Source organism: Peribacillus sp. NPDC094092, from assembly GCF_050279365.1.
GTDB lineage: Bacteria > Bacillota > Bacilli > Bacillales > DSM-1321 > Peribacillus.
This window is the reverse complement of sequence record NZ_JBNNUC010000007.1, coordinates 65,477-88,376: the sequence shown is the minus strand read 5'-3', so window position 1 is coordinate 88,376 and position 22,900 is coordinate 65,477. Positions and strand designations below refer to the sequence as shown.

General features: G+C 38.6%; 18 protein-coding genes. 2 read left to right on the top strand and 16 right to left on the bottom strand.

Annotated features, from left to right (window positions below; genetic code table 11):
- Position 1 precedes the first annotated feature (1 nt).
- From dmpG to nbaC, 7 genes are all read right to left on the bottom strand, one after another.
- Positions 2–1,027 carry a 4-hydroxy-2-oxovalerate aldolase gene (dmpG, locus tag ACQKNS_RS24170; RefSeq protein ID WP_427645790.1) on the bottom strand — a complete coding sequence of 342 codons (1,026 nt, stop codon included), beginning with the start codon at positions 1,025–1,027 and terminating at the stop codon, positions 2–4.
- The gene (locus tag ACQKNS_RS24165; RefSeq protein WP_427645789.1) at positions 1,014–1,934 is read right to left on the bottom strand and encodes an acetaldehyde dehydrogenase (acetylating); all 921 of its coding nucleotides are present in this window, start codon (positions 1,932–1,934) and stop codon (positions 1,014–1,016) included. Before ACQKNS_RS24165 ends, dmpG begins: the two co-directional genes overlap by 14 nt.
- A 23-nt stretch (positions 1,935–1,957) precedes the next feature.
- A complete protein-coding gene (locus tag ACQKNS_RS24160; RefSeq protein ID WP_427645882.1) occupies positions 1,958–2,731 on the bottom strand; it encodes a 2-keto-4-pentenoate hydratase in 774 nt (257 codons plus the stop codon).
- Positions 2,732–2,897: 166 nt separating this feature from the next.
- Entirely contained in the window at positions 2,898–4,367 is a 1,470-nt protein-coding gene (locus ACQKNS_RS24155) for an aldehyde dehydrogenase (protein ID WP_427645788.1), read from the bottom strand.
- Positions 4,367–4,837, bottom strand: a complete 471-nt coding sequence (locus ACQKNS_RS24150; protein ID WP_427645787.1) for a RidA family protein — start codon at positions 4,835–4,837, stop codon at positions 4,367–4,369. Before ACQKNS_RS24150 ends, ACQKNS_RS24155 begins: the two co-directional genes overlap by 1 nt.
- Complete coding sequence (locus tag ACQKNS_RS24145; RefSeq protein ID WP_427645786.1) at positions 4,809–5,846, bottom strand: amidohydrolase family protein; 1,038 nt, start codon at positions 5,844–5,846, stop codon at positions 4,809–4,811. The genes ACQKNS_RS24150 and ACQKNS_RS24145 overlap by 29 nt, the downstream gene beginning before the upstream one ends.
- The gene (gene nbaC, locus ACQKNS_RS24140) at positions 5,837–6,379 is read right to left on the bottom strand and encodes a 3-hydroxyanthranilate 3,4-dioxygenase (RefSeq protein WP_377450686.1); all 543 of its coding nucleotides are present in this window, start codon (positions 6,377–6,379) and stop codon (positions 5,837–5,839) included. The genes ACQKNS_RS24145 and nbaC overlap by 10 nt, the downstream gene beginning before the upstream one ends.
- A 326-nt stretch (positions 6,380–6,705) precedes the next feature.
- Here nbaC and kynU point away from each other — a divergent pair, with 326 nt between their 5' ends.
- Positions 6,706–7,992, top strand: a complete 1,287-nt coding sequence (gene kynU / locus ACQKNS_RS24135; protein WP_427645785.1) for a kynureninase — start codon at positions 6,706–6,708, stop codon at positions 7,990–7,992.
- A gap of 219 nt (positions 7,993–8,211) precedes the next feature.
- Here kynU and ACQKNS_RS24130 read toward each other — a convergent pair whose 3' ends face one another.
- The gene (locus ACQKNS_RS24130) at positions 8,212–8,829 is read right to left on the bottom strand and encodes a TetR/AcrR family transcriptional regulator (protein ID WP_427645784.1); all 618 of its coding nucleotides are present in this window, start codon (positions 8,827–8,829) and stop codon (positions 8,212–8,214) included.
- A gap of 1,088 nt (positions 8,830–9,917) precedes the next feature.
- Here ACQKNS_RS24130 and ACQKNS_RS24125 point away from each other — a divergent pair.
- Complete coding sequence (locus tag ACQKNS_RS24125; RefSeq protein ID WP_427645783.1) at positions 9,918–11,012, top strand: GerAB/ArcD/ProY family transporter; 1,095 nt, start codon at positions 9,918–9,920, stop codon at positions 11,010–11,012.
- Between the two features lie 533 nt (positions 11,013–11,545).
- Here ACQKNS_RS24125 and ACQKNS_RS24120 read toward each other — a convergent pair.
- The 8 genes from ACQKNS_RS24120 to ACQKNS_RS24085 form a co-directional block, all read right to left on the bottom strand.
- The gene (locus tag ACQKNS_RS24120; protein WP_427645782.1) at positions 11,546–13,030 is read right to left on the bottom strand and encodes an aminoacyl-histidine dipeptidase; all 1,485 of its coding nucleotides are present in this window, start codon (positions 13,028–13,030) and stop codon (positions 11,546–11,548) included.
- A 25-nt stretch (positions 13,031–13,055) separates the two neighbouring features.
- On the bottom strand, positions 13,056–14,504 hold the full coding sequence (locus ACQKNS_RS24115) for a YfcC family protein (RefSeq protein WP_427645781.1): 1,449 nt from the start codon (positions 14,502–14,504) through the stop codon (positions 13,056–13,058).
- A 600-nt stretch (positions 14,505–15,104) separates the two neighbouring features.
- A complete protein-coding gene (locus tag ACQKNS_RS24110) occupies positions 15,105–16,442 on the bottom strand; it encodes an aspartate aminotransferase family protein (protein WP_427645780.1) in 1,338 nt (445 codons plus the stop codon).
- A 38-nt stretch (positions 16,443–16,480) separates the two neighbouring features.
- Complete coding sequence (locus tag ACQKNS_RS24105) at positions 16,481–17,938, bottom strand: CoA-acylating methylmalonate-semialdehyde dehydrogenase (RefSeq protein WP_427645779.1); 1,458 nt, start codon at positions 17,936–17,938, stop codon at positions 16,481–16,483.
- A 171-nt stretch (positions 17,939–18,109) separates the two neighbouring features.
- Complete coding sequence (locus tag ACQKNS_RS24100; protein WP_427645778.1) at positions 18,110–19,699, bottom strand: PucR family transcriptional regulator; 1,590 nt, start codon at positions 19,697–19,699, stop codon at positions 18,110–18,112.
- Between the two features lie 456 nt (positions 19,700–20,155).
- A complete protein-coding gene (locus ACQKNS_RS24095; RefSeq protein WP_427645777.1) occupies positions 20,156–20,497 on the bottom strand; it encodes a thioredoxin family protein in 342 nt (113 codons plus the stop codon).
- Between the two features lie 2 nt (positions 20,498–20,499).
- Positions 20,500–21,477: a thioredoxin-disulfide reductase gene (gene trxB / locus ACQKNS_RS24090; RefSeq protein ID WP_427645776.1), complete on the bottom strand. Its 978-nt coding sequence runs from the start codon at positions 21,475–21,477 to the stop codon at positions 20,500–20,502.
- Positions 21,478–21,895: 418 nt separating this feature from the next.
- Positions 21,896–22,477 carry a cysteine dioxygenase gene (locus ACQKNS_RS24085; protein WP_427645775.1) on the bottom strand — a complete coding sequence of 194 codons (582 nt, stop codon included), beginning with the start codon at positions 22,475–22,477 and terminating at the stop codon, positions 21,896–21,898.
- Positions 22,478–22,900: the final 423 nt, after the last annotated feature.

The window sequence follows — 22,900 nt, the reverse complement described above, 5'->3', positions numbered from 1 at the left end:
TTTACACCCCCGCTTTAGTCTTGCTCAGCTCCGCAGCTACATCTAAAATCATATCTTCCTGCCCACCCACGGCTTTTCTTCTTCCAAGTTCCATCAAAATATCTCTGGGATCTAGGCCGAATCGTTTTCCGGCACGCTCTGCATGTAGTAAAAAACTAGAATATACACCCGCATATCCCATAACAAGACTTCCTTTACGGATTTCTTGGGAACCCGGTAAAATCGGTCCAACCACATCTTCAGCTAAATCCATCATTTTATATAAATCAATCCCTGTATCCATTCCCATTCTATTAAGTACAGCAAGCAGGGCTTCCGTTTGCGTGTTGCCTGCCCCGGCGCCCAGGCAGCGTACGCTTCCGTCTATTCTCGTCGCTCCCTCTTCAATCGCCACAAGAGTGTTGGCAACCGCAAGCGATAAATTATTATGTGCGTGGAACCCGACCTCAACCTCAAGAGATTCGCGGAGAGCCTTTACACGTTCGCGAACTTCGTGCGGCAAAAGTGCGCCAGCGGAATCTGTTATGTAGACGCCCTGTGCCCCGTAGCTTTCCATTAATTTCGCCTTTTCCACCAGCTTTTCAACCGGGGCAGAATGGGACATCATCAAGAAACCAAACGTTTCCATTCCAAGGTCCCGGGCCTTTTGGATATGCTGTGCGGATACATCTGCCTCCGTTACATGCGTAGCAACGCGCACCAAACCCGCACCAAGTTTATGCGCCTCCTTCAATTCATGAACGGTTCCGATTCCCGGAATTAAAAGAACAGCTACAGTCGCTTGTTTGCATTCATCCGCTGCTGCCTCAATAAGCGTCATTTCATTGACAAGAGATTTTCCATACTGGAGGGTGGATCCCCCCAATCCATCGCCATGACTCACTTCAATATAATGCATACCTGCATCATCCAGTGCTCTAGCAACATTCCGCACTTGTTCCTTTGTAAACTGATGCCTGACTACATGGCTTCCATCCCTTAAACTGACTTCCGTGATTTGAATCGGCTTATCACTATTTCTTCTCATGTGCCACAGTCCTTTCCTTTTCTATTTGTTCTGTCGATGTCATTCCCAACATGTGGCGGGCATAGTCTTCCGCGACTTTTGCTGCGGCAGCCGTCATGATATCCAGATTCCCGGCATAAGAAGGGAAATAATCACCTGCTCCCGTTACTTCTAAGAAAACCGTCACTTGATTGCCGTCAAACAGAGGTTCTTGCTTTAAACGATACCCTGGAACATATTCCTGAACTTTTTGGACCATATTGTAAATAGACTGGCGAATAGCCTCTTCATCCATCTTTTTCACTTCACAATACACCGTGTCACGCATCAAAATTGGTGGATCAGCAGGATTTAAGATAATGATGGCCTTTCCACGGTCAGCTCCTCCCACTTCCTCAATCCCTCTTCTTGTCGTAATCGTAAATTCATCAATATTCGCTCGTGTACCCGGACCGGCACTAAGGCTCGCAATAGTCGCCACAATCTCTCCATACGTCACATCCGCTACCTTATTGATGGCATTGACAATCGGAATCGTAGCCTGACCGCCGCAAGTAATCATATTTACGTTTTCGGCATCAAGGTTTTCTCCAAGATTAACCGCCGGGGAGACAAATGGTCCTCTCGCTGCGGGAGTTAAATCAATCGCTGTTTTCCCTAAATCTTTTAAAATCTTAGCGTGTCTTACATGTGCTTTTGCTGAAGTGGCATCAAACACAATATCCGCTAAATCCGGGTTGTCAACGAGAGCTTGTATTCCATTGTTAAATGTTTGATAACCAGCCTTTTCCGCTCTTTTTAATCCATCCGATTCCGGATCAATTCCAATTAACGCCGTTAATTCAATGACATCACTGCGCTCCAGTTTGTACATTAAATCTGTACCGATATTTCCCGAACCGACAATGGCCGCTTTTATTTTTTTCACGTCTATCCACCTTCTTTCTATAATCATTCAAACCGAACAGATACCGAACCGAGAGAGCCGAATTCAGCTGTGACCGTATCTCCACTCGATACTAGAATCGCTGCAGATAAAGCCCCAGGTAAAATCAATTCTCCTGCTTTCAGCGAAATATTGAATTCAGAAAGCTTATTTGCCAACCATGCCACAGCATGAGCAGGGTGTCCAAGAGCCGCTGCGCCCGCACCTGCCGCAATCAATTCTTCATTTTTGTAAAGAACCATGCTAGCGCTACGTAAATCGATTTGATCAATCGTTGATAACTTCTCCCCTACAACCACTTTGGCGGATGAACCATTATCTGCAATCGTATCGACCAGCTTAATTTTCCAATCGGCAATGCGGCTGTCAATGATTTCAATCGTCGGAACGACATATTTCGTTGCCATCATGACATCTAAATATGTCAAATTAGGACCTGTTAAATCTTCTCCCAAAATAAAGCCGATTTCCGCTTCGATTTTAGGTGCGACCATCAAATCGATTTTGACTGTTTCTCCATTTTCCACCTTCATATCATCAAATAAATGTCCATAATCAGGTTCGTCGACGCCTAACATATTTTGCATAGCTTTGCTTGTCAGCCCCACTTTTTTTCCGATAATCGTTCTCCCTGCCTCAAGCTTCCTTTTTACAACCTCCAGCTGAATGTGATAAGAGTCAGCAACGGATAATGTATTATGACGATCGGTAATTGGAGCGATTGGCTGATTGGTCCGTTCCGCTTCCAAAAGCTCTTCCGCCAAATTTTCTAATAACATTTGCATAGATTGAGCCACCCCTTCTTTTAAAATGGAGGATAACTCAAAAAGTATAAGATCTATACATTTAGAGTTATCTTCTTGAAAGGAACCATCGTAAAATTCTAAAGAAGACTTTTCATCATGATCCTTTCAATAAGTACCGCGATAAGATTATTTTGTAAAATTATAGTTTCATCGTGACCGTTTTTGCTTCTGTGTAGAATTCAAAACTATGACGGCCTCCTTCACGGCCGATACCGCTTGCTTTCGCCCCGCCAAACGGCGTTCTTAAGTCACGGATATACCAACAATTAACCCACATTAATCCCGCATTCACTTCAGAAACGATCCGTTGTGCTCGCCTTAAATCATTTGTCCAAACGACGCCTGCTAGGCCGTAGATTGAATCATTTGCAATACGGATGGCATCTTCCTCTGTTTTAAATGGAATGATCACAATAACAGGACCGAAAATTTCTTCTTGGGCTACACGCATCTTATTGTTCACATCATAAAGAACGGTTGGCTCATAGAAATTTCCTTTTTCAAATCCGGCTACTCGTTTTCCTCCCTGAGCAAGTTTGGCTCCTTCAGAAATTCCGATTTGCACATATTGATCGACTGTCTCTAGATGTCCCTTCGATACAAGGGCTCCCATGTCCGTATTTTCATCAGTCGGATCTCCCACTTTAATCTTCTTTACGGCTTCTGTGAACTTTTCTAAAAATTGATCATAAACGCTTTCTTGGACGAGCAATCGCGAACCCGCTAAGCAAATTTCCCCCTGGTTACGATAAATGGCCTCAATAGATCCTTTTACTGCTTCATCTAAATCCGCATCTTCAAATACGATGTTGGCTGATTTCCCTCCTAACTCTAAGGAAACTGGAATTAAGTTATTCGCGGCATTTCTCATCACGTTTTTGCCAGTATTGCTTTCCCCGACAAATGAAATGCGGCGGACATACGGATGTGTCGACATAGTCGTACCAACCGTACTTCCTGGACCTGTGATGATATTTAACACCCCAGGTGGCAATCCAGCTTCATTAGCGATTTCTCCGAGCATGACGGCACTTAACGGGGTATAGGATGCCGGTTTTACCACAACAGTATTCCCGGAAGCCATAGCAGCAGAAGCTTTCCATGTCATTTGCATGAACGGTAAATTCCAAGGGATAATTAAGCTTGTAACACCAGCCGGTGCGTATTTGGCATAGGACATAACATTGTGCTTATCATAATGTTCATGCACCATATACTTGGCCATCTCTGCAAAAAAGCGGAAGTTTTGAGCGGCACGTGGAATGTCAAATCCACGGCTTTCTTTAATCGGCTTCCCAACGTCAAGCGTTTCCACATAAGCGAGTTCATCCACTCTTTCCATGATCAAATCCGACATTTTGCAAAGAATATCAGATCTTTCCTCAATCGGCATCTTGCTCCAAACGCCACTTTCAAATGTACGCTGTGCTGCCTCGATGGCGCGTTTTGCGTCTTCCTCGCTTCCATCGGCAACAGTTGCAAGCTTCGCATTGGTAGCAGGATTAAGGGTATCAAAGGTTTTACCTGAAAGAGCCTCTACATATTCTCCATCAATAAACAGCTTGGCATCTTTTACTTTTGTTTTTTCGACTAATGCTTCTTTACTCATCATGCACCCTCCTCATCCTCAATTTCTAAAGTCATTTCAATTTCAACAGCTGTATTGTTTGGCAACTGGGCCATCCCCACTGCGGACCGACCATGCTTACCTTTTTCCCCGAATACTTCCACTAGCAAGTCAGAAGCCCCATCCATCACTTTAGGCTGGGCCGTAAAATCTTCCATACTGTTCACAAAACCAAGAATTTTGACAACGCGCTTCACCTTGCTTAACCCACCCAGCTCATGGCTGACAGCACTCAATACATTCAGCATCGATTGACGGGCGGCTTGATAACCTTCCTCGATTGTCAAATCTCTTCCCAATTTCCCGTGATATTGATCAACGCCTTGTCCAGCTGTAAACAATAAATTCCCTGTCCGTACACAGCTAACATAATTCCCTACAGAAGGGCGAACAGGTGATAAGGTTAATCCCATTTCCTTCAATCTACTCTCCGGTGTTTGCACTGTTGGCATAGACGGCACCTCTTTTCTTCTTTTCAATATTCAGGAACCTAGCAGCATTTTCGCCAAGCATATCTGCCCTTTGTTGTTCAGTTAATTCAACAGTTTCATCAATCACTTTTCCAGGGTCGATTTCACGGAGCAAGAATGGATAATCTGATCCCATAAAAATTTTCTCGTGTCCAAATCGCTCAATCATATACTTAATGTTTATTGGATCATAATTTAACGAATCAAAATAAAATTGCTTTGCATAGTAGCTAGGAGGATGAGTCGTCAACCGCAAATGAGGCCATACTTCCCATCCTTTATCTAGTCGGGGAAGGATATATGGGAAGGATCCGCCTCCATGTGCAAAGCAAACTTTCAATCTCGGAAACTTCTCCATAATACCGCTCCATATTAACGTCGCTGCAGCAAGTGCCGTTTCACTAGGCATTCCTACCGTATACATAAAATTATGGTTTGCCATTCGATCACGACCCAATGTTTCCCACGGATGAATGAAAAGGGGCACCTCCCATTTCTCGGCCATTTGGAAAAATTCAATGAAGGAAGGATCATCTAAATTTTTGCCATTCACATTCGTTCCGATTTCAATCCCATGCAGCTGTAATTCATTAATACAGCGATCCATCTCCTTTACGGCGGTTGGACCATCCTGCATCGGAACCGTTCCTAGTCCGACGAAACGGTCTGGATACTTAGCTACGGTCTCTGCAATGAAATTGTTTTGGATTTTTGCCATTTCCTCGGCATGCTGCGGTTTTGCCCAATACGAGAAGGTAACAGGAATCGGAGATAGAACTTGGATGTCCACTCCTTCACGGTCCATGTCTGCTATGCGTTTTTCAGGAGACCATACTTGGTCGGTTACGTCTCGGAAACTCTTTCCCCCTACCATAATGGATGCTCCACATGTGCAGGTTCGCTCCAGCACAGGCCAGCGTTCACCACCATACTTTTCGGCAAAGTCCGGAAAGCTTTCAGGAATGATATGTGTATGAAAATCTATTCGCATTTCCATTCCTCCACTTCCTCCGGCATCACATGGCTGCAATTTTTACATACTCTAATTTCCTTATTTGAATTGAAACTATGAATCGCATTTTTCACTTGTGTTTCAATATCACATAGTTGAACGGTTACGCGATGCATTTCAACATTACATTCGTCACAGAACCAGACGAAATCTTCCATCTCCCCTTGATCCCGCTTCCGTTCGATTACAAGTCCGTATGTATCGGCGACCCGGTGTGGTGAATGCGGTACCATTGCGGGAAGCATAAACACTTCTCCCTCTTTCACCGTTATAACTTTACGCTCCCCCTCTTCCGTAATGCACTCCACAAAACAATCACCTTTAATCTGATAAAAGAACTCATCGGACGGGTCAACATGGAAGTCACGTCTTCTATTCGGTCCACCAAGAATCATGGCAATAAATTCAGAATCTTCCCAAATGACCTTATTATTTACAGGTGGTTTTAATAAGTCCTTATTTTCTTCGATCCATTTGTTTAAATTAAAAGAAACCAAGCTTTTTGTATTCATTATTTTTTCCTCCTCAATAACTGTAGTTAATGAATCTCTTATAACGCTTTCATAAATCACTAATCTAGAAAATTATTAGCCCATTTATCGCCCTCTAACTTTTCTGTAAATTCTTATAATTCGGATTATAATATCAAACCGACATCATGTCCATAACATTTTTCGACTTGCCATCTAACCTTTTTGTGAATTTAAATAGCTTATATCTATTGTAATTGAGATATCGTTCTATTTTAGAATATTGAAAAATAAAAGTTATAGACATGGAGTCGTATTTATTTTATAGTTGTATTTACATTTTAAACTAATTGAAAGGTGTGAATATTATGAACAGTAATTGTTTTAATCCTTCTTTGGAGCATGCACTTGAACTAGATAAGCGAGATGATCTATCCATATTTCGAAATGAGTTTTATATACCAGAGGATAAGATTTATCTTGATGGAAATTCCCTCGGTTTAATGTCCAAACGATCCGAAAAAAGCTTATTAGAGCTTATGGAATCTTGGAGGCGTTCTCAGATAGAAGGTTGGACTGAAGGTAGTTATCCATGGTTTTATTTATCGGAAAAATTAGGTGAAAAGATGGCACCAATCGTTGGTGCTAATCCATCTGAGGTCATCGTTACAGGTTCTACATCATCAAATTTACATCAAGTTGTATCCACCTTTTATCAGCCTGAAGGAAATAGAACCAAAATTATAGCGACAGCACTTGATTTTCCAACTGATATTTATGCACTACAAAGCCAAATACGGTTACATGGTTATAATCCAGATGAACATCTCATTCGTTTGGAAAGCAGGGATGGGAGATTAATAGAAGAAGAAGATGTGGTTGCTGCTATGACTGATGAAGTGGCCCTCATACTATTACCTACAGTACTTTATCGCAGTGGGCAATTATTAGACATAAAAATGTTAACTGAGGAAGCACATAAACGTGGTATTTTAATTGGGTTTGACGCATGTCATTCCGCTGGTGTTATCCCGCATTCTTTTAGTGAATGGGATGTAGACTTTGGCATTTGGTGCAACTATAAATATTTAAACGCTGGTCCTGGGAGTGTTGGGTCCATATATATTAATAAAAAGCACTTTGGAAAATTGCCTGGTTTAACCGGTTGGTATAGTTCCAACAAAGAAAAGCAGTTTGATATGGAACATGTTCTAACTCTTGAACATTCAGCAGGTGCCTATCAAATCGGGACCCCACATATCTTTAGTTTGGCTCCATTAATCGGATCTTTAGAAATCTTTTCAGAAGCATCTATCAATAGAATTTATAGAAAGTCTCGTCAAATTACTAGATATATGATGGACTTAATCATTACTGAATTAGATAATATGGGATTTATCATCGCTAACCCTAATGATGACTCGCGTCGAGGGGGACATGTTAGTCTGGAGCATAAAGAGGCTGTTCGTATTTGTAAGGCACTTAAAGAAAATAATATTACTCCAGACTTCCGCGCACCAAATATCATTCGCCTTGCGCCAATAGCGCTTTACACTTCATATGAAGATGTTTGGCGTACTATAAACACATTGAGAAAAATAATGGTAGAGAAACAATATGAAAAGTTCGATTCTCAGCGAAATGTAGTAGCTTAAAATTTAACGACTCTTGCAATTGCGTAATATAATAAAAATTGGCCAAATGCTTTCGAAAAAGAGCATTGGCCTTTTTTTGTGTGAAAGGGCGATCTCGCTTATTATTAGTTAGTCAGTCCTATTACCTGACAAACATACCATAATTGGAAGAGATTTTAACTCATGTTCGTTTTTTGATCCAACTCTTTCCTTTTAATAGAATATTTATGAGGAAGAGGTTTATAAATAAATTGCGTCTACATACATCGTTGTTAATGTTAAGGCTATTTCTTCAAGGGGACTATTATTTTTATTAAAAACGATTTCCCATTGGTACATTTCATTAGAAAAAAACCAGCTGCGAGCTACTAATTCAGCTTTTAAGTCTGTGCGAGCCAGTCCTTTTACTTGCGAATAAGTAATATCCTTAGTAATACTTTGAATAAACCCTTGTCTAATTTCTTCCCACTTGTCGTTAACAGTAGTTGAAATACCAATGCCTTCTGAAAAAACTTTCATTATTTCTCTTTCAGTGTCTGCTATTTTTAAAAATTCGAATACCTGATCCAAGATAATTCCTTTTGCTTCTTCTTTTGTTGAAGGAAAAAAGGGGATATGTGCTACATTAAAAAACTTATCCATTACATCATCCATTACTATAATTAACAAGTCATCTTTTCCCTTAAAATGACCATAAGCTGTTCCATACCCTGTTTTTGCTTGTTCTATAATTTGTTTAATCGTTGTCTGTTGAAACCCTTCCCTTAAAAAGACATGATGGGCAGCGTTAATTATTTTGTATCTCGTTTTCATTGACCTTAAATGCCTTCCATCTTCTGGGTTATTTTGCTCTCTCATAATCGAAATCCCCCTGCTCTTTACCTTCCTTTAATTAAAAAGACTCCGAACCTCTGTCATAGTCCTCATTTTAATATTTTCTAGCACAAGTTCACATCAGCAGCTTCAAAAGCATTCATCTTATTCTACCAACAACTTTCCATGTGAGCCAGTATGGAATGGAAATGGAAAACAACAATTTGATATGACAATAAATTAAAATTATCATCAAATTCAGAGACTGCTTCAACCCTATGGCTATATAAAAGTCTTTCTATATACTTGTCCATAAATGTTCATGCCTCTATTATGGGATAACATTACTTGTGTCCATAAACGGCTAAATGAAACATCTTTATTTTTATACAACAGTTCCATGAAAAATCCCTGAATCCAAAGGCTTTCAGGTGCTTTATGATTGTTTCTAATGAGTATTATGTAGACCAAATATTTTTGAATCTTACTTTGACAATAAAAGCGGAGTCTATAAATTAAACTGTACCCATTGTAAAGGACAATCTTAAAAAAGAGAACATCCCCTCTAAAAGGAAATCACATAAAGGATTTAAACACCAAAAAACATTTGCACTTAAAATTGAAATTTAACGAATAATTGGATTCCAATACCCTATATCGAATACAGGGGCTGCTCTCTTCAATAATACTTATTTTCGGGAATAGCAAATAGGTCCAGTACCAGCGTTCGTGTAACCAGGGGCAAAGGACAATAATCATGCAGTATCTATACTTTGCCATGTTCATTATTTATTGTCTGCGTTACCTTCCTGTATCTTCTGGTACAGAATCATACGAGATACCGCCTTTTCACAGCATCCGTACGACTCATCCCTTGACCTATTAGATATAAGGCATAATTCATCTTTCCTCATCGGTTTTCGCTCTTCCAAGATGTTTCCCTCGTTTCCTTGCGGCCTAAATCCCTTCCTTTGTCCTTCCAGAAGTTAAATCTCTTTTAAATTGAGCAAATAAGTTCGACTTTAAAGTATGTTTAAAATCTCCAAGTAAAGCCAAAAATGCTTATAGATCACAAGAGGGTGAGAATCTAAATGAACTATGGATTTTTGTTAAATAAAGAAGGTGGAAAATAGATGCTGGAAACCGAAAAAATATCAGCGCGCCAATTCAGAACACTAGTGACATTTTTTACGATTGGTACAACAATTATCACTGTTCCGACAACAATGGCTGCCGAGGCGAAACAGGATGGTTGGATTGCAGCTGTTTTAGGCGTAGCTGTTGGGTTAATTATCATCTGGTTATACAGCAAGCTTGGGCTGTTGTTTCCTGGTAAAACGTTTGTAGAAATGCATGAAAATCTGTTTGGAAAATGGATCGGTAAAATAATTTCTCTTTTTTTTCTTTCAATGATATTTTTATATGGATCTGAACTTTTGTTCTATGCAGGAAAATTCATTAGTATACAATTTTTCCCACAGACACCTATAGCTGCAATTCATATTTCAATGGCCACTATTGTAATCATGAGTGTTCGTCTTGGATTAGAGACGTTTACCCGTAGCGCTGAAATTTTCATTGTGTTTTTCTTCATTCTTTTTATCATTTTGATAGTTTTTATTGCTCCTCAAATCAATCTTGAAAACCTTCAGCCTGTATTTGAGGTAGAAACTAAACCATTGTTGAGGGCAATCTTTTTCTTTGTAGAATTCTCTACAGTTACTTCCGTAGTATTGTTAATGATTTTTCCGGCATTTGTGAATCAACCAAAAGCCGCAAGTAAATCTTTCATGATTGGATACCTAATCGGCGGTATTGTAATGATTCTCGTCATCTTCTTAACTATATCTGTACTTGGAACTGATAGTACTGCTAGGCATACTTATCCCACTTATGCACTAGCGAGAAAAATTAATATAGGAAATTTTGTACAACGTATTGAAGCAGTATTAGCTATCATGTGGATTCTTTCGATTTATATGAAAATGACAATTTATTTATATGCAGTTACTATCGGTATCGCACAAATCTTTAATTTAAAAAATCATCGACCTTTAACATTACCTTTGGGGGGAGTTAGTTTGACCCTTTCACTCGTAATGTTTTCAAATGTCATTGAGCAACAAACTTGGGATCAAGAATTTGCAGTACTTTTTTCATATACCGTTGGGTTTCTTTTACCTTTAATCATGATTTGCATTGCGGTGTTTCGGAAAATGACGGATTGATTTCGAGGAAAAAATAGATATGAAGTAACCTGCTTTGGTTTGATTTATGAGACTTGTCTTCTGAGATTAGCCCAGCTTGGAAAGCCTTTTGAAGAGACACTGAGGAATAATGAATCGTGATCAGTTACAGTTAGTATTCAAGAAAACGAAGCGATTGCTGAACAATAAGCAGTTGCTGCAGTTGCTTTTTTTACTAAACAGATTAGAATAGTTCTATAAATGATTTGATGTAAATTATTAAGAAACCCAGCTTATCTTCTTATGTGAAGGTAGCTGGGCTTTTAAAGTTGGATGTGTAAAATAACACTTAAAATAAGCGCAAATTATTCGGTCAAAGTGACAGGTATAGGGATAGTCACCAGCTTTATTAACCTGGTAAGGCTCTTGTGCTAGCATACATACCTACCAGTTACCTTTTTTATCATAAAAGTTCATCATAAAGGATTTATTACGAATAAAACTGAAGCATTATTAATTAAAGTTCATTTAATTTTGCCCTATTTTTTTGCACCAGAATCATTTTTCGATTCTTACTACATACTATTTTCCTTCCAATTATATGATTTCATTTCTTTTAGTACTGAAAGGAAGTATTTCCAATTATTCATCGTAGAATGTATATTCAAATGTTCATCGGGAGTATGAACATTGTACATATCAGGACCAATAGAGATAGCATCTAATCCAGGAATTTTCTCGATAAAGATACCACACTCAATTCCAGCATGAACTGCGATAATCTCAATATCCGTACCATGTTTCTGCTTGTGAATTTTTTCAAATAACTTTCGAATGTTTGAGTTGGGATTATATGGCCATTCTGGATAATTGCACTCGGTAGTAAATTGGCACCCAAGTGTATCTGCTACTATTTTGGCTTTACTAACTATATTGTACTTTAGACTTTTCACCGAACTTCTCGTATCACTTTCAAACTTTATCTCTGTATCTAATGTTGTAACAACTCCTAAGTTAGTCGAGCTTTCGACCAACCCTTCTATCTCCATACTCATGCTTTGAATACCGTTTGGAATTAACATCAGAGAGGTAATTGCCTTACGCATTGTTTCTTCCGAAAAAACCTTGGTAAAATCAAACTTGATGTTTTCAAGGCTTATATATACATCTGGGTCAGAAGTTTGCAGCTCGTTTTTAAAAATAACATTCCACTCGTCAATTTTATTTTCTAGTTTCTCAACAGAGTCTGAATGAAGCAAAATAATTGCATCAGCTTCACGTGGAATTGCATTTACTGCTACGCCACCATTGATTTGTTGAATAAAATAAGGGAATTCAGCTAACAAATCATATAATAATCGACCTATTATCTTATTGGAATTCCCCCTTCCCTTATTGATAGATATACCAGAGTGTCCTCCCTTTAATCCTCTTACGCTAATACAATAAGCCGATACATCCTTAGGGATATCTTGCCAAACTATCGGAAGAGTTTGGATTACTTTTATCCCACCTGCACTGCTTACCAATAACTTGTTATCTTCTTCTGAATCAATATTAATGAAAATTTTACCGTTTAGGTTAGCAGGATCAACAGCTAATGCTCCCCCCATAGTGGTTTCTTCTTCTGTTGTGATAACAACCTCAAGGGAGGGATGGGGGATTTCATCTGAATCTAATAAAGCAAGAGCATAGGCAACTGCAATTCCATTATCAGCACCTAATGTTGTATCTGTTGCATATAGCATATCTCCTACAATCCTTAATAGAAGCGGATCTTTTTCAAAATCATGAAGAGTCCCTTTATTCTTTTCACAAACCATATCCATATGCCCTTGGATAATGACGGTTGGTATATTCTCATATCCAGGTGTAGCTTTCTTTTTTATAATGACATTCAATGCCTCATCCTGTATGACCTCTAAATGACGTTCTTTTCCAAAGCGAACCAAATAGTCGCTGATCGCTTTCTCATTGCCAGAACCCCTAGGGATATTTGATATTTCTGAAAAATAGTAAAATACTCGATGTTTTTTTAATTCTTCTAAACTTTTATACAAGTAGACCATCCCTTTCACCGTTCAATTACTGTCCATAATCAATAGCTACTGCAATGATGACAAATATGATCTCCAAGCTTAGAATTGAAAGGAAAAGCGGCCATAAAAATTTATACCAACGATCAATTGGTATGCAGGCAATCCCGCATATAACAGCAACAGTATGAGGCCAAAACATATTTGCAAATCCGTCTCCAAATTGGAAAGCCAGAACGGCAATTTGGCGATTCAGACCGACAAGATCCGCTAGCGGCGTCATAATGGGCATTGAAATCGCTGCCGCGGCAGATGCTGAAGGAATAAATAAATTAAGTAAGGTTTGTCCAATGACCATAGAGCTTGCAGAAATCATCGGCGATAGGTCCTTTATAACATACGCCATAGCATGCACAATTGTATCTATAATGTGCCCTTCTTGAAAAACAACTAATATAGCATTAGCTAGGCCAATAATGAGAGCAGCAAATACCATGGTTTTACATGCCTCTATAAATGTATCTGCAATTTGTGCAAAAGTAAGCTTGTTTACTAAACCTATGACAATCATCATCATAATGAGGACAGCTGATAATTCTGGAAGATGCCATTTAAATTTAACCGTTCCCATAATTAAAGTTAGAATGGTACCTACAAACAATATTATGCTAATTTTATGCCGTGTAGTAAATTTTTGCTCTGATAGCACCCCTTTTCTTATATCTGAAAGAAAGGGAAACTCTATGTCTTTTACAAGGCTTGCATCCGGGTTTTTTTTCACTTTATTTGCATAGTGCATAACATAAAAAATTGACAGGGACATAAAGGCTATAAAAGCTATAATGCGAAACCCAGTTCCAGAAAACAAAGGGATTTTTGCAATGCTCTGAGCTATTCCAATGGTAAATGGGTTTGTTATGGATGCTGAAAAACCCGTAGTTATGCCCACATAAACAATGGCAACACCAACCAATGCATCATATCCAAGGGCAACAGCAATCCCCATCATTAGGGGAATGTATCCATAGCTTTCTTCATACATTCCAAAGGTTGCACCCATAAGTCCAAAGACAAGCATAAAAATAGGGGCAATGAAATTTTCTTTTCCCTTCATTTTCTTTAACAGTGCCCCAATGCCGCAATTAAAGGCTCCAGTTTTTGTTAGCATAAAAATAAAACCATAGGAAAAAAGGACATAAAAAATGATTTCCGCTGCATTTATCATTCCTCTTTGAATGCTCAAAAACAAATCAAAAAAACTAACTGGTGATTGTTCAATAAGCTTATAAGAATCAGGTACGACAACTATTCTGTCAGTAGCCGGATCTTCCACTCTATTAAATTCACCTGCAGGTACAATGTATGTTAAAATCCCAGCTAAGAAAATCATCATTCCCATAAAAACATAACTATGGGGCATTGTGAAGTTAATTCTTTTCCTCTTTATAACTTGCTTGTTCGATTCTTGATTATTTGATTCAATCGCAGTTTTCCCCATTATCTATCCAGCTCCTGGTTAAAAGTTATGGTGACAAAAACGTTTGTTTGTCGTATCTTAAAAATCTCGTTCGACAAAATGCTTCTGCCTTTTGCATTGAGTTAGGGGTGTATTTTCCATGAAATCATTGACCCAGCTGAGATACATAATTTCCCTTTTATATAAAGGTTAAATTCGCTAAAATTATCACTAATTTACACACCTTGGTTATCAAGTGCAATGTAAAAATTTTAAGAGAGTTAGAATCATTCTTTAAAAATTTATCGTAATCAAGCATTAAGGTAAAAACCACCAGTTCAATCCCGCAAACTTTCTCCCAAATGCTTTCCTTACAGGTGATCTACTATCCTATAGAAGGTTAACCTACCTTTTTTGCCGCAAATAAATCCCTATTCAAAAACAAAGTTTGGAGTCATTGAAAGCTCATTTTGGGAATAGCACGATTGACTCATCAGAACAATCTCAAATCATTATAAGTCCACAAAACTTTTTGCTCTTTAACCCAACATCGCCATCGCCCAGATTTTATTACTTCGGCTATTAGTATACCTTTTTGGTGATTATTGAATAATCAAGAATAACGTGACCTACTTACAAATATCATATTTGAGTTAAGCTTACTTTAAGTGTTTTGACGATAAAGGCAAAGTCGTCATCTGTAATACTTAAGGGGGGAGAAAGCTGCAATATATTATTGTATCCCGCAACGGTGTCACCATTCTTACCAATAATTAAACCTCTTTCTTTACAAGCACTAATAACTTTGTTCACCTTTTCAATGGACGCAGGTTCTTTTGTTTGTTTATCTTCTACCAGTTCAATACCAAGAAGTAGGCCTTTTCCGCGTACATCCCCCACATTTGGATGTGTCTTTACATCCTCTAGTTCACGTAATAGGCGTTCCCCCAATTCTTCGGAGCGTTCGATGAGATTTTCATTTTCTAAAATCCTTAAATTTTCCAAAGCTAAGGCGCAAGCGGCAGGGCTTCCCCCGAACGTATTCACATGACGGAAACGATCATAATCCTCACTGCCTAAGTAAGCATCGTAAATCTCTCTTTTGACTGCCGTTGCCGATAACGGAAGGTAAGCACTAGTAATTCCTTTCGCCATCGTAATGATATCAGGCTTGACTCCATAGTTCATAAATCCGAATGGTTTCCCTGTCCGACCGAACCCGCATATGACCTCATCACAAATCAGCAAGGCGCCATGATTCTCACAAATCGCTTTTACTTTCGCCATGTATCTATCAGGGGGCATTAAAATTCCTCCCCCAGTAATAATCGGCTCCATAATTACCCCGGCCACCGTTTCACTTAACTCCCAAGTCATGACACGATTAATTTCTTCGGCACTTTTTAGTGTATGAACATCATCTGGATTGCGATACGTATCAGGTGGTGCAACATGCAGAAACCCCTGCCCTAATGGTTCATATTTGTACTTTCGTTGTGCTTGACCTGTTGATGCAAGCGCACCCATTGAATTACCGTGATAACTGCGATAGCGAGAAATAAATTTGTAGCGTCCGTGATCCCCTTTTTGTTGGTGATATTGGCGAGCAATTTTAAACGCGGCTTCATTCGCTTCTGATCCACTGTTCGAGAAGAAAATAACGTAATCGCCCCCAAGCCATTCATTCAACTTTTTTGCCAATTTAATCGCGGGAACATGACTCTGGGTTAATGGGAAGTACGGCATTTCTACAAGCTGCTCATAAGCCGCTTTCGCGAGCTCTTTTCGCCCATACCCAACATTCACGCACCAAAGACCAGACATACCATCTAAATAACGATTTCCATCAATATCCGTTACCCATGCTCCTTCTGCTTTTGTGATAACTAAATTGGATGGGCTAGGATTCGCCCCTCTCATTGAATGCCAAAGATATTTTTCATCTAATTTTTGCAAATTTTGTGTTTGGGTTAGCACCACAACCGACCTCCAATCATTTTTTTATTTCATCACTATTTTTAATAACGAGCAGTAAGCATTTTCTTACGGGTATAGAATTCTACTCCATCTTTTCCATTTGCATGGAGATCGCCATAGAAGGATTTCTTATAACCAGAGAAAGGGAAGAATGCCATAGGAGCGGGTACTCCAAGATTGATACCTAGCATACCTGCATCGATTTCTTCACGGAATTCACGGATTGCTTTAGCACTGTCAGTATATAAGCATGCCCCATTTGCAAAATCGGACTTATTTGTCATTTCAATGGCTTCCTCTAAGGTATCAACTCGAACAATCGATAACACTGGAGCAAAAATTTCATCCTGCCAAATTTTCATTTCAGGTTGGACGTTGTCGAAGATCGTAGGGCCAACAAAATATCCTTGCTCATTCACTACATCTTTTCTTCCATCCCGGATCAAAGAAGCTCCCTCTTTTTCACCCATTTCAATATAATGAATCGTACGTTTTTGGTGTGACTCACGAATGACTGGCCCAAGGAACACGCCTTCATCCATACCATTTCCAATTGTAATGCCATCAGTTGCTAATTTGATTCGACTTATTAATTCATCAGCAACGTTTCCTACTGCAACAACAACGGAAGCTGCCATACAACGTTCACCTGCAGATCCAAATGCCGCATTGATGATATTGTTTACAGCGTTGTCTAAATCAGCACCCGGCATGACAATGGAATGATTCTTTGCACCTGCAAGAGCTTGGACACGTTTGCCGTTAGCAGCTGCAGTTTTGTAGATATACTCAGCAACAGGTTGAGAACCAACAAAGGATACGGCCTTCACATCCTCATTGTCCAGAATGCCATTAACAACGTCATGTGCACCATGCACAATATTTAATACGCCATCAGGCAGACCTGCTTCTTTAATCAATTCAGCTAAGCGATTAACCAACAAAGGGGTTCTTTCAGATGGTTTTAATACAAACGTGTTTCCACATGCAATCGCCAGAGGGAACATCCAGCATGGAACCATCATCGGAAAGTTAAATGGTGTGATTCCTCCGATTACTCCGATTGGGTAACGATACATACCAGATTCAATATCAGTAGCAATATCCGGAAGTTGCTGACCCATCATTAAAGTTGGTGCACCTGCGGCAAATTCAACACATTCAATCCCACGTTGGACTTCACCGTAAGCTTCTTCATAACTTTTTCCGTTTTCTAGCGTAATCAGGTTAGCTAACTCTTCCCAGTTTTCGACCAATAATTGTTGATAACGGAAGAGAATACGAGCACGGCGAGGAACAGCCACTTTTCTCCATTTTTTAAATGCTTCTTTAGCCGTTGCAACAGCCTCATCTAATTCTTTTCTATTTGAAAGTGGTACACGAGCAATAATCTCTCCCGTAGCTGGATTAGGTATTTCTTCAATCTGTTTGCTTGTAGATTCTATCCACTCTCCTCCAATAAAGTTTTTTAACGTTTGTACATTTTGGGTTACTACCATAGTAAAACCTCCTGGATTGAAATTATCTTTCTATGAATTTATTCTATCCACTTATGAAAACGCATTCAGTAGACAGTATGTAAATTTGATTGCAAAATTTTCACGACATTCTGGTAATTTCAAGTATGACCATTTACAAATAGTCTAAAATAACAGGATCATGGTATTAACTTATGATTTAGGAGAAGATACATATTCATAGGCGGTGATAGCAAATTCTATCGCTTGTCGTTTATGGAATTCCATAAAATTTTCACCTAATAGATCATTTAATTTTTGAAGTCGTTGGTAAAGAGTCTGACGAACGATATATAATTTATTTGCGGTTTCCTGCTTTGACCCATTACATTTAAGATAAGTTTTTAATGTTTCCATTAGTTTTCCATTGTTTTGCTGATCATATTGAAGGACAGGGTTTAAATAATCAAAGATAAAATCATCAAGTGCACCTTGTTCATTGACTATAGACACTAATCGAAAAATAAATAATTCTTCATAAAAATAACTAAAGCATGCTTTCGGTATTTTCTCTTGAATGATAAATGTCTCTTGTGCCGTGTGATAACTCTTTTTTATTTCGCTTAGATGTTCCATAAACTTTCCAATACAAAAATTAATTTGAACAAATTTCCGATCCTCTATCAATGCTTGTTGTATATGGTGTATTCCAACTTCAATTCTATGTTTCCAATCATTGTTTTTTCGCTTATTTACTAATATAAAAATGATTTTATTTTCTCTTATAGTAGATAAAAGGAAGAAACCCTGTGATAGGAAAACAGAACGAAAAAGTATTTTTAAGTATGTAATTTCTGGATTTCCCTCATCTAACTGATCGATCTTAAACAGTAAAACGACACATCCGTTTGGTTCAAGACCAGGGTCCAAACCTGAGAGGAATCTGCTTATTTGATCCTCACTATGTGCTCCTTCTAACCATTTTTGAATCCATTCCGTTACTTCCGTCCTTCTTCTTTCTTCCGCGTATAACACACGTAATATATATTGTGCTAATGCTGTAGCGCTTCTGTCTAAAATGAGTGATTCAAATTCTGAAATCGGACCTGATTCGGATATAATAAATAAATCGGCAAATTTCTGATTCAATGCTTGAATAGACTGATGAGCGACATTCATGTGTTTTTGTATATTTTCCTCTTTCAATTGTTGAAGAATTTGCTTCTGTTCTTTCGATGATTTGTTGGATACAATATAGGTTTCACCTTGATTTTGAATAAAGCAAACTGACATATTCACATATTTATGTAGTAAATTCAAGATTTTTTGTTGTGGGTTAGATTTTAGAAGTAATTGATTTAACTGATGTGAATAATCTTCTAAATCTGAAATCATTTGATAATGTTTTTTGATTAAGAGAGTATGCAAATCTTGTGTAATATCAACAAATCGTACTTTTTCGTAAAAAACAATTAAGGGAAAATGATGCTGGTTGGCTAATTCTATAATTTCTTCTGGGATACTAGCCATATATGTTCCTAATTCAATACACAGTCCAGCAGCATTGGAATCAATAAGCTGTTTGAAGAATGTAATGAAAATCTCTTTACTTTCTTTCAATCCCATTCCTGTTGATAGGATTAGTTCACTTCCGTTAAGGAGTTGTTCAATTTGAGTTACTTCCATAACATGAATCCATTTAACCGTTCTATACAATCCACCTGTGCCTGCGATCACTTTTGCATTTCTAAAATTTCTCTTCTCTAATATTTCTTGTACAGATAATTTAACATCAGAGTACATATTTATTTCGCCCCTCTCCATAAGGAATCCAGTTTCAGCAAGTATAATCATTCCATAGCAAACTGTACATAAATTTTCCGCGCTACCCAAAATAATAAAAGATTCAGGCAAAACAATTATATTAATATATAGAAATACTGAGATATTAACCATTGGTAGAACATTATCTTATTAGGGATCCTGCCACCAAAACGCGGAAAACTTACGCTAAGAGAAATTTAGGATTAAAGAAGCCGATTTTCCCAACGCTAAGGGAGTAACATCAGGAAAAATTCAGATTTACAACAGGAAGGAAATCCACATATTAAAAAGCCTAATTACTCGCTTTTAACACCGAGAAATTAGGCTTTGTGTTATTTGAACTCTATAGGCTGTATAGTTTCTATGAATAAATAGTTGATAAGATTGTTGAGACTAAAAAGAGGGTCAATATAGACTCCAGGCAAGAAGGGTTTTCTATCCCAGTTTTCCACTTGCCTCTACAATTTGATTAAGAAACTGTTCAACCTCTTCTTGACTTTTTCCAAGTTTACTTACAAAGCGGTTCAGTTCCTTCCCTTCTTTAAAAGCAATAAAGCTTGGAATTCCGTACACTTCCAGCTCCTCTAATACCTCTGGGAAATGTTCACGATTTACTGCAAACATATCTACTCTTTCTCTATACGCTTCTTCCAAGATAGGCATAAATAAATCGGTATGCTGACAGTCTGGGCAATATTCGGCATAGAATTTGGCCAAAACTGGTTTTGTTGATAAAATCGCCTCTTCAAACTCTTGCTTTGTTTTAATCTCTTTCATTATTAAAATCCTCCCCATATTTGGTTCTCTTTGATAGATTGATTGTTTTCACTACATAATTCACTTGCATCAAGATATTTTTCGCAATCCAGAGCAGCCATACAACCACTTCCCGCAGCTGTAATGGCCTGGCGGTATTTATGATCTTGAACATCCCCGCAGGCAAATACACCTGGGATATTCGTTTCGGTTGTACCAGGATTCACCATGATATATCCCATATCGTCTGTTTTGATTTGATTGTCTAAAAATGCTGTATTCGGTTTGTGCCCAATGGCTATAAAAATACCATCAGTTTCCAGAACTTCCTCTTTTCCTGTTTCGCTGTTTTTTACTTTCAAGCCAGTAACGTGTCGATCCCCTGCGATCACTTCTTCAGGAATGGAATTTAAGCTCCACGTAATTTTTGGATTCTTTTTGGCACGGTCTTGCATAATTTGGGAAGCGCGAAGCTCCTTTCTGCGGTGAACAACCTGAACCTCAGAAGCAAACTTCGTTAAAAAATTTGCCTCTTCCATAGCAGAATCTCCGCCCCCGACAACGATAATTTTCTTTCCTCTAAAGAAAAATCCATCGCATGTTGCACAGGTGCTTACCCCACGCCCAATATTTTTTCTTTCCCCTGGAATCTCCAAAAGTTTTGCTGAGGCTCCCGTTGAAATGATTAAAGATTGCGTTTTAAGCTCCCCTATTCCTTCCACCGTTAAGGTAAAAGGGTTATTGGAAAAATCGACTTTTTTAACCCAGCCTCTTTTAAACTTTGCTCCAAAAAACTCAGCTTGCTTTCGCATGTTCTGCATCAACTCTCGTCCCATAATCCCTTCAGGGAAACCAGGAAAATTCTCGACATCTGTTGTCAATGTCAATTGCCCCCCTGGTTCAGGCCCTTCAATGACCAAAGAACTTATGTTAGCACGTGCTAAATAGATTGCTGCGGTTAACCCAGCAGGTCCAGTTCCTAGAATAACGGCTTTATACATCGCTTACCTCCTTATCTCCTATCATGAATATTAATTTGCAATATTCGTGCCAATCTTTAATTCCTTGCAAAATCACTATTTTTTCAGCCTCTTATAGGATAATCATTCCTATTTTCTATCACGTTTGAGAAAAATTTTTTTCAAGACCAAGAAAACATGTACCAACTCAAATTTCAAACGATGGATTAAAAGCCAAGAAAGTTATAAAGGAAAGATACAAGATAGTTGTTGTAACACTTGAACAATATTTGCAAATCCATTGGCACCACTAAAGAACTAAGAACCCTAGATTATTCCAGCATTCCCGTTACACACATGGCTAAAAGGACAACAAGGAATGAGCTCATTAAACAGTAGAGCCTGCCTCATCTTTGGATGTAAGGACAGACCGGACCACACTTTTACTATTTATCCGATTCTAAGCAGGGGAGTATTCAACCCGCTTTTCTTTTGCAAGATATAGCCCCTCTTCGTCTAAAGGGGTGAATACACGAAATTTTCTCAATTGCTTTCCATAAACATGGATCGTGATAGCTGGTTTATTACCTACCCCCTCCAAGATATGACAATCTGCTGGTGGCAGTAGCTTTCCTGTATTCTGCTCGTTTACAATGATAGTATCAGTATGCTGTAACTTAACAATATTGCCCCCAGATAATTCCTCTAATCGTATATAATTAGTCACTTTAACCTTACCCGCGACAACCCCTTCTGCTCCCCATGTATCATCGTGATCATGAAGAGTGGTCTTCTGACCGGGCTTCCAGACTAGCGCAATCACTTCGAAACGATCCTCTGGGTCACAATACAACGGATGCCGCGAGTACCCTTCCTCACTTGGTCCAATTTTCTCAGAAGGAAGCCATGACTGGGATTGAATTAATTTACCAACTAACCTTTCTGCTTCCACAACACATTCGTTATCATTCTGACTCCGTTCCACCATAACCGTCATATCATGAACAAAATTTTTGAAATCATATTCATTCGTGTGTTCCATTTTAATTCCTCCCCAATATTCCTTATGTTTTACTTTCCTGTTTGGGAAAGTTGCTTGACTGCTTGTTCTAACTGAAGTAGAGCTTTTTCCATAGTAGAGCGGGGACATGCGATATTCATTCTCATAAAGCCTTCTCCCCCTAGACCATGTGAGCTCTTCTCGTGTCCAGACCTTTCCTTTCCCACCGGATTATGCGGGCTGCAAAGGATTAACATTTTAACGGAAGAATCATTCTGAGCCTCTAAAACTGCAAAATCCATCGTGTATCGTTCCGTACTAGTTTTCGATTCCCAAGTTTGAAAATATTTTCATAAATATTCAAAAAAAGATTGCAATTGAAATTTGCAATCCCAGGGTAAAACTTTTAAGATTCTGTCGTCCTAACCTGCGGGAAAGTGCCGAGTAACGAGTTTTCTATTCCTC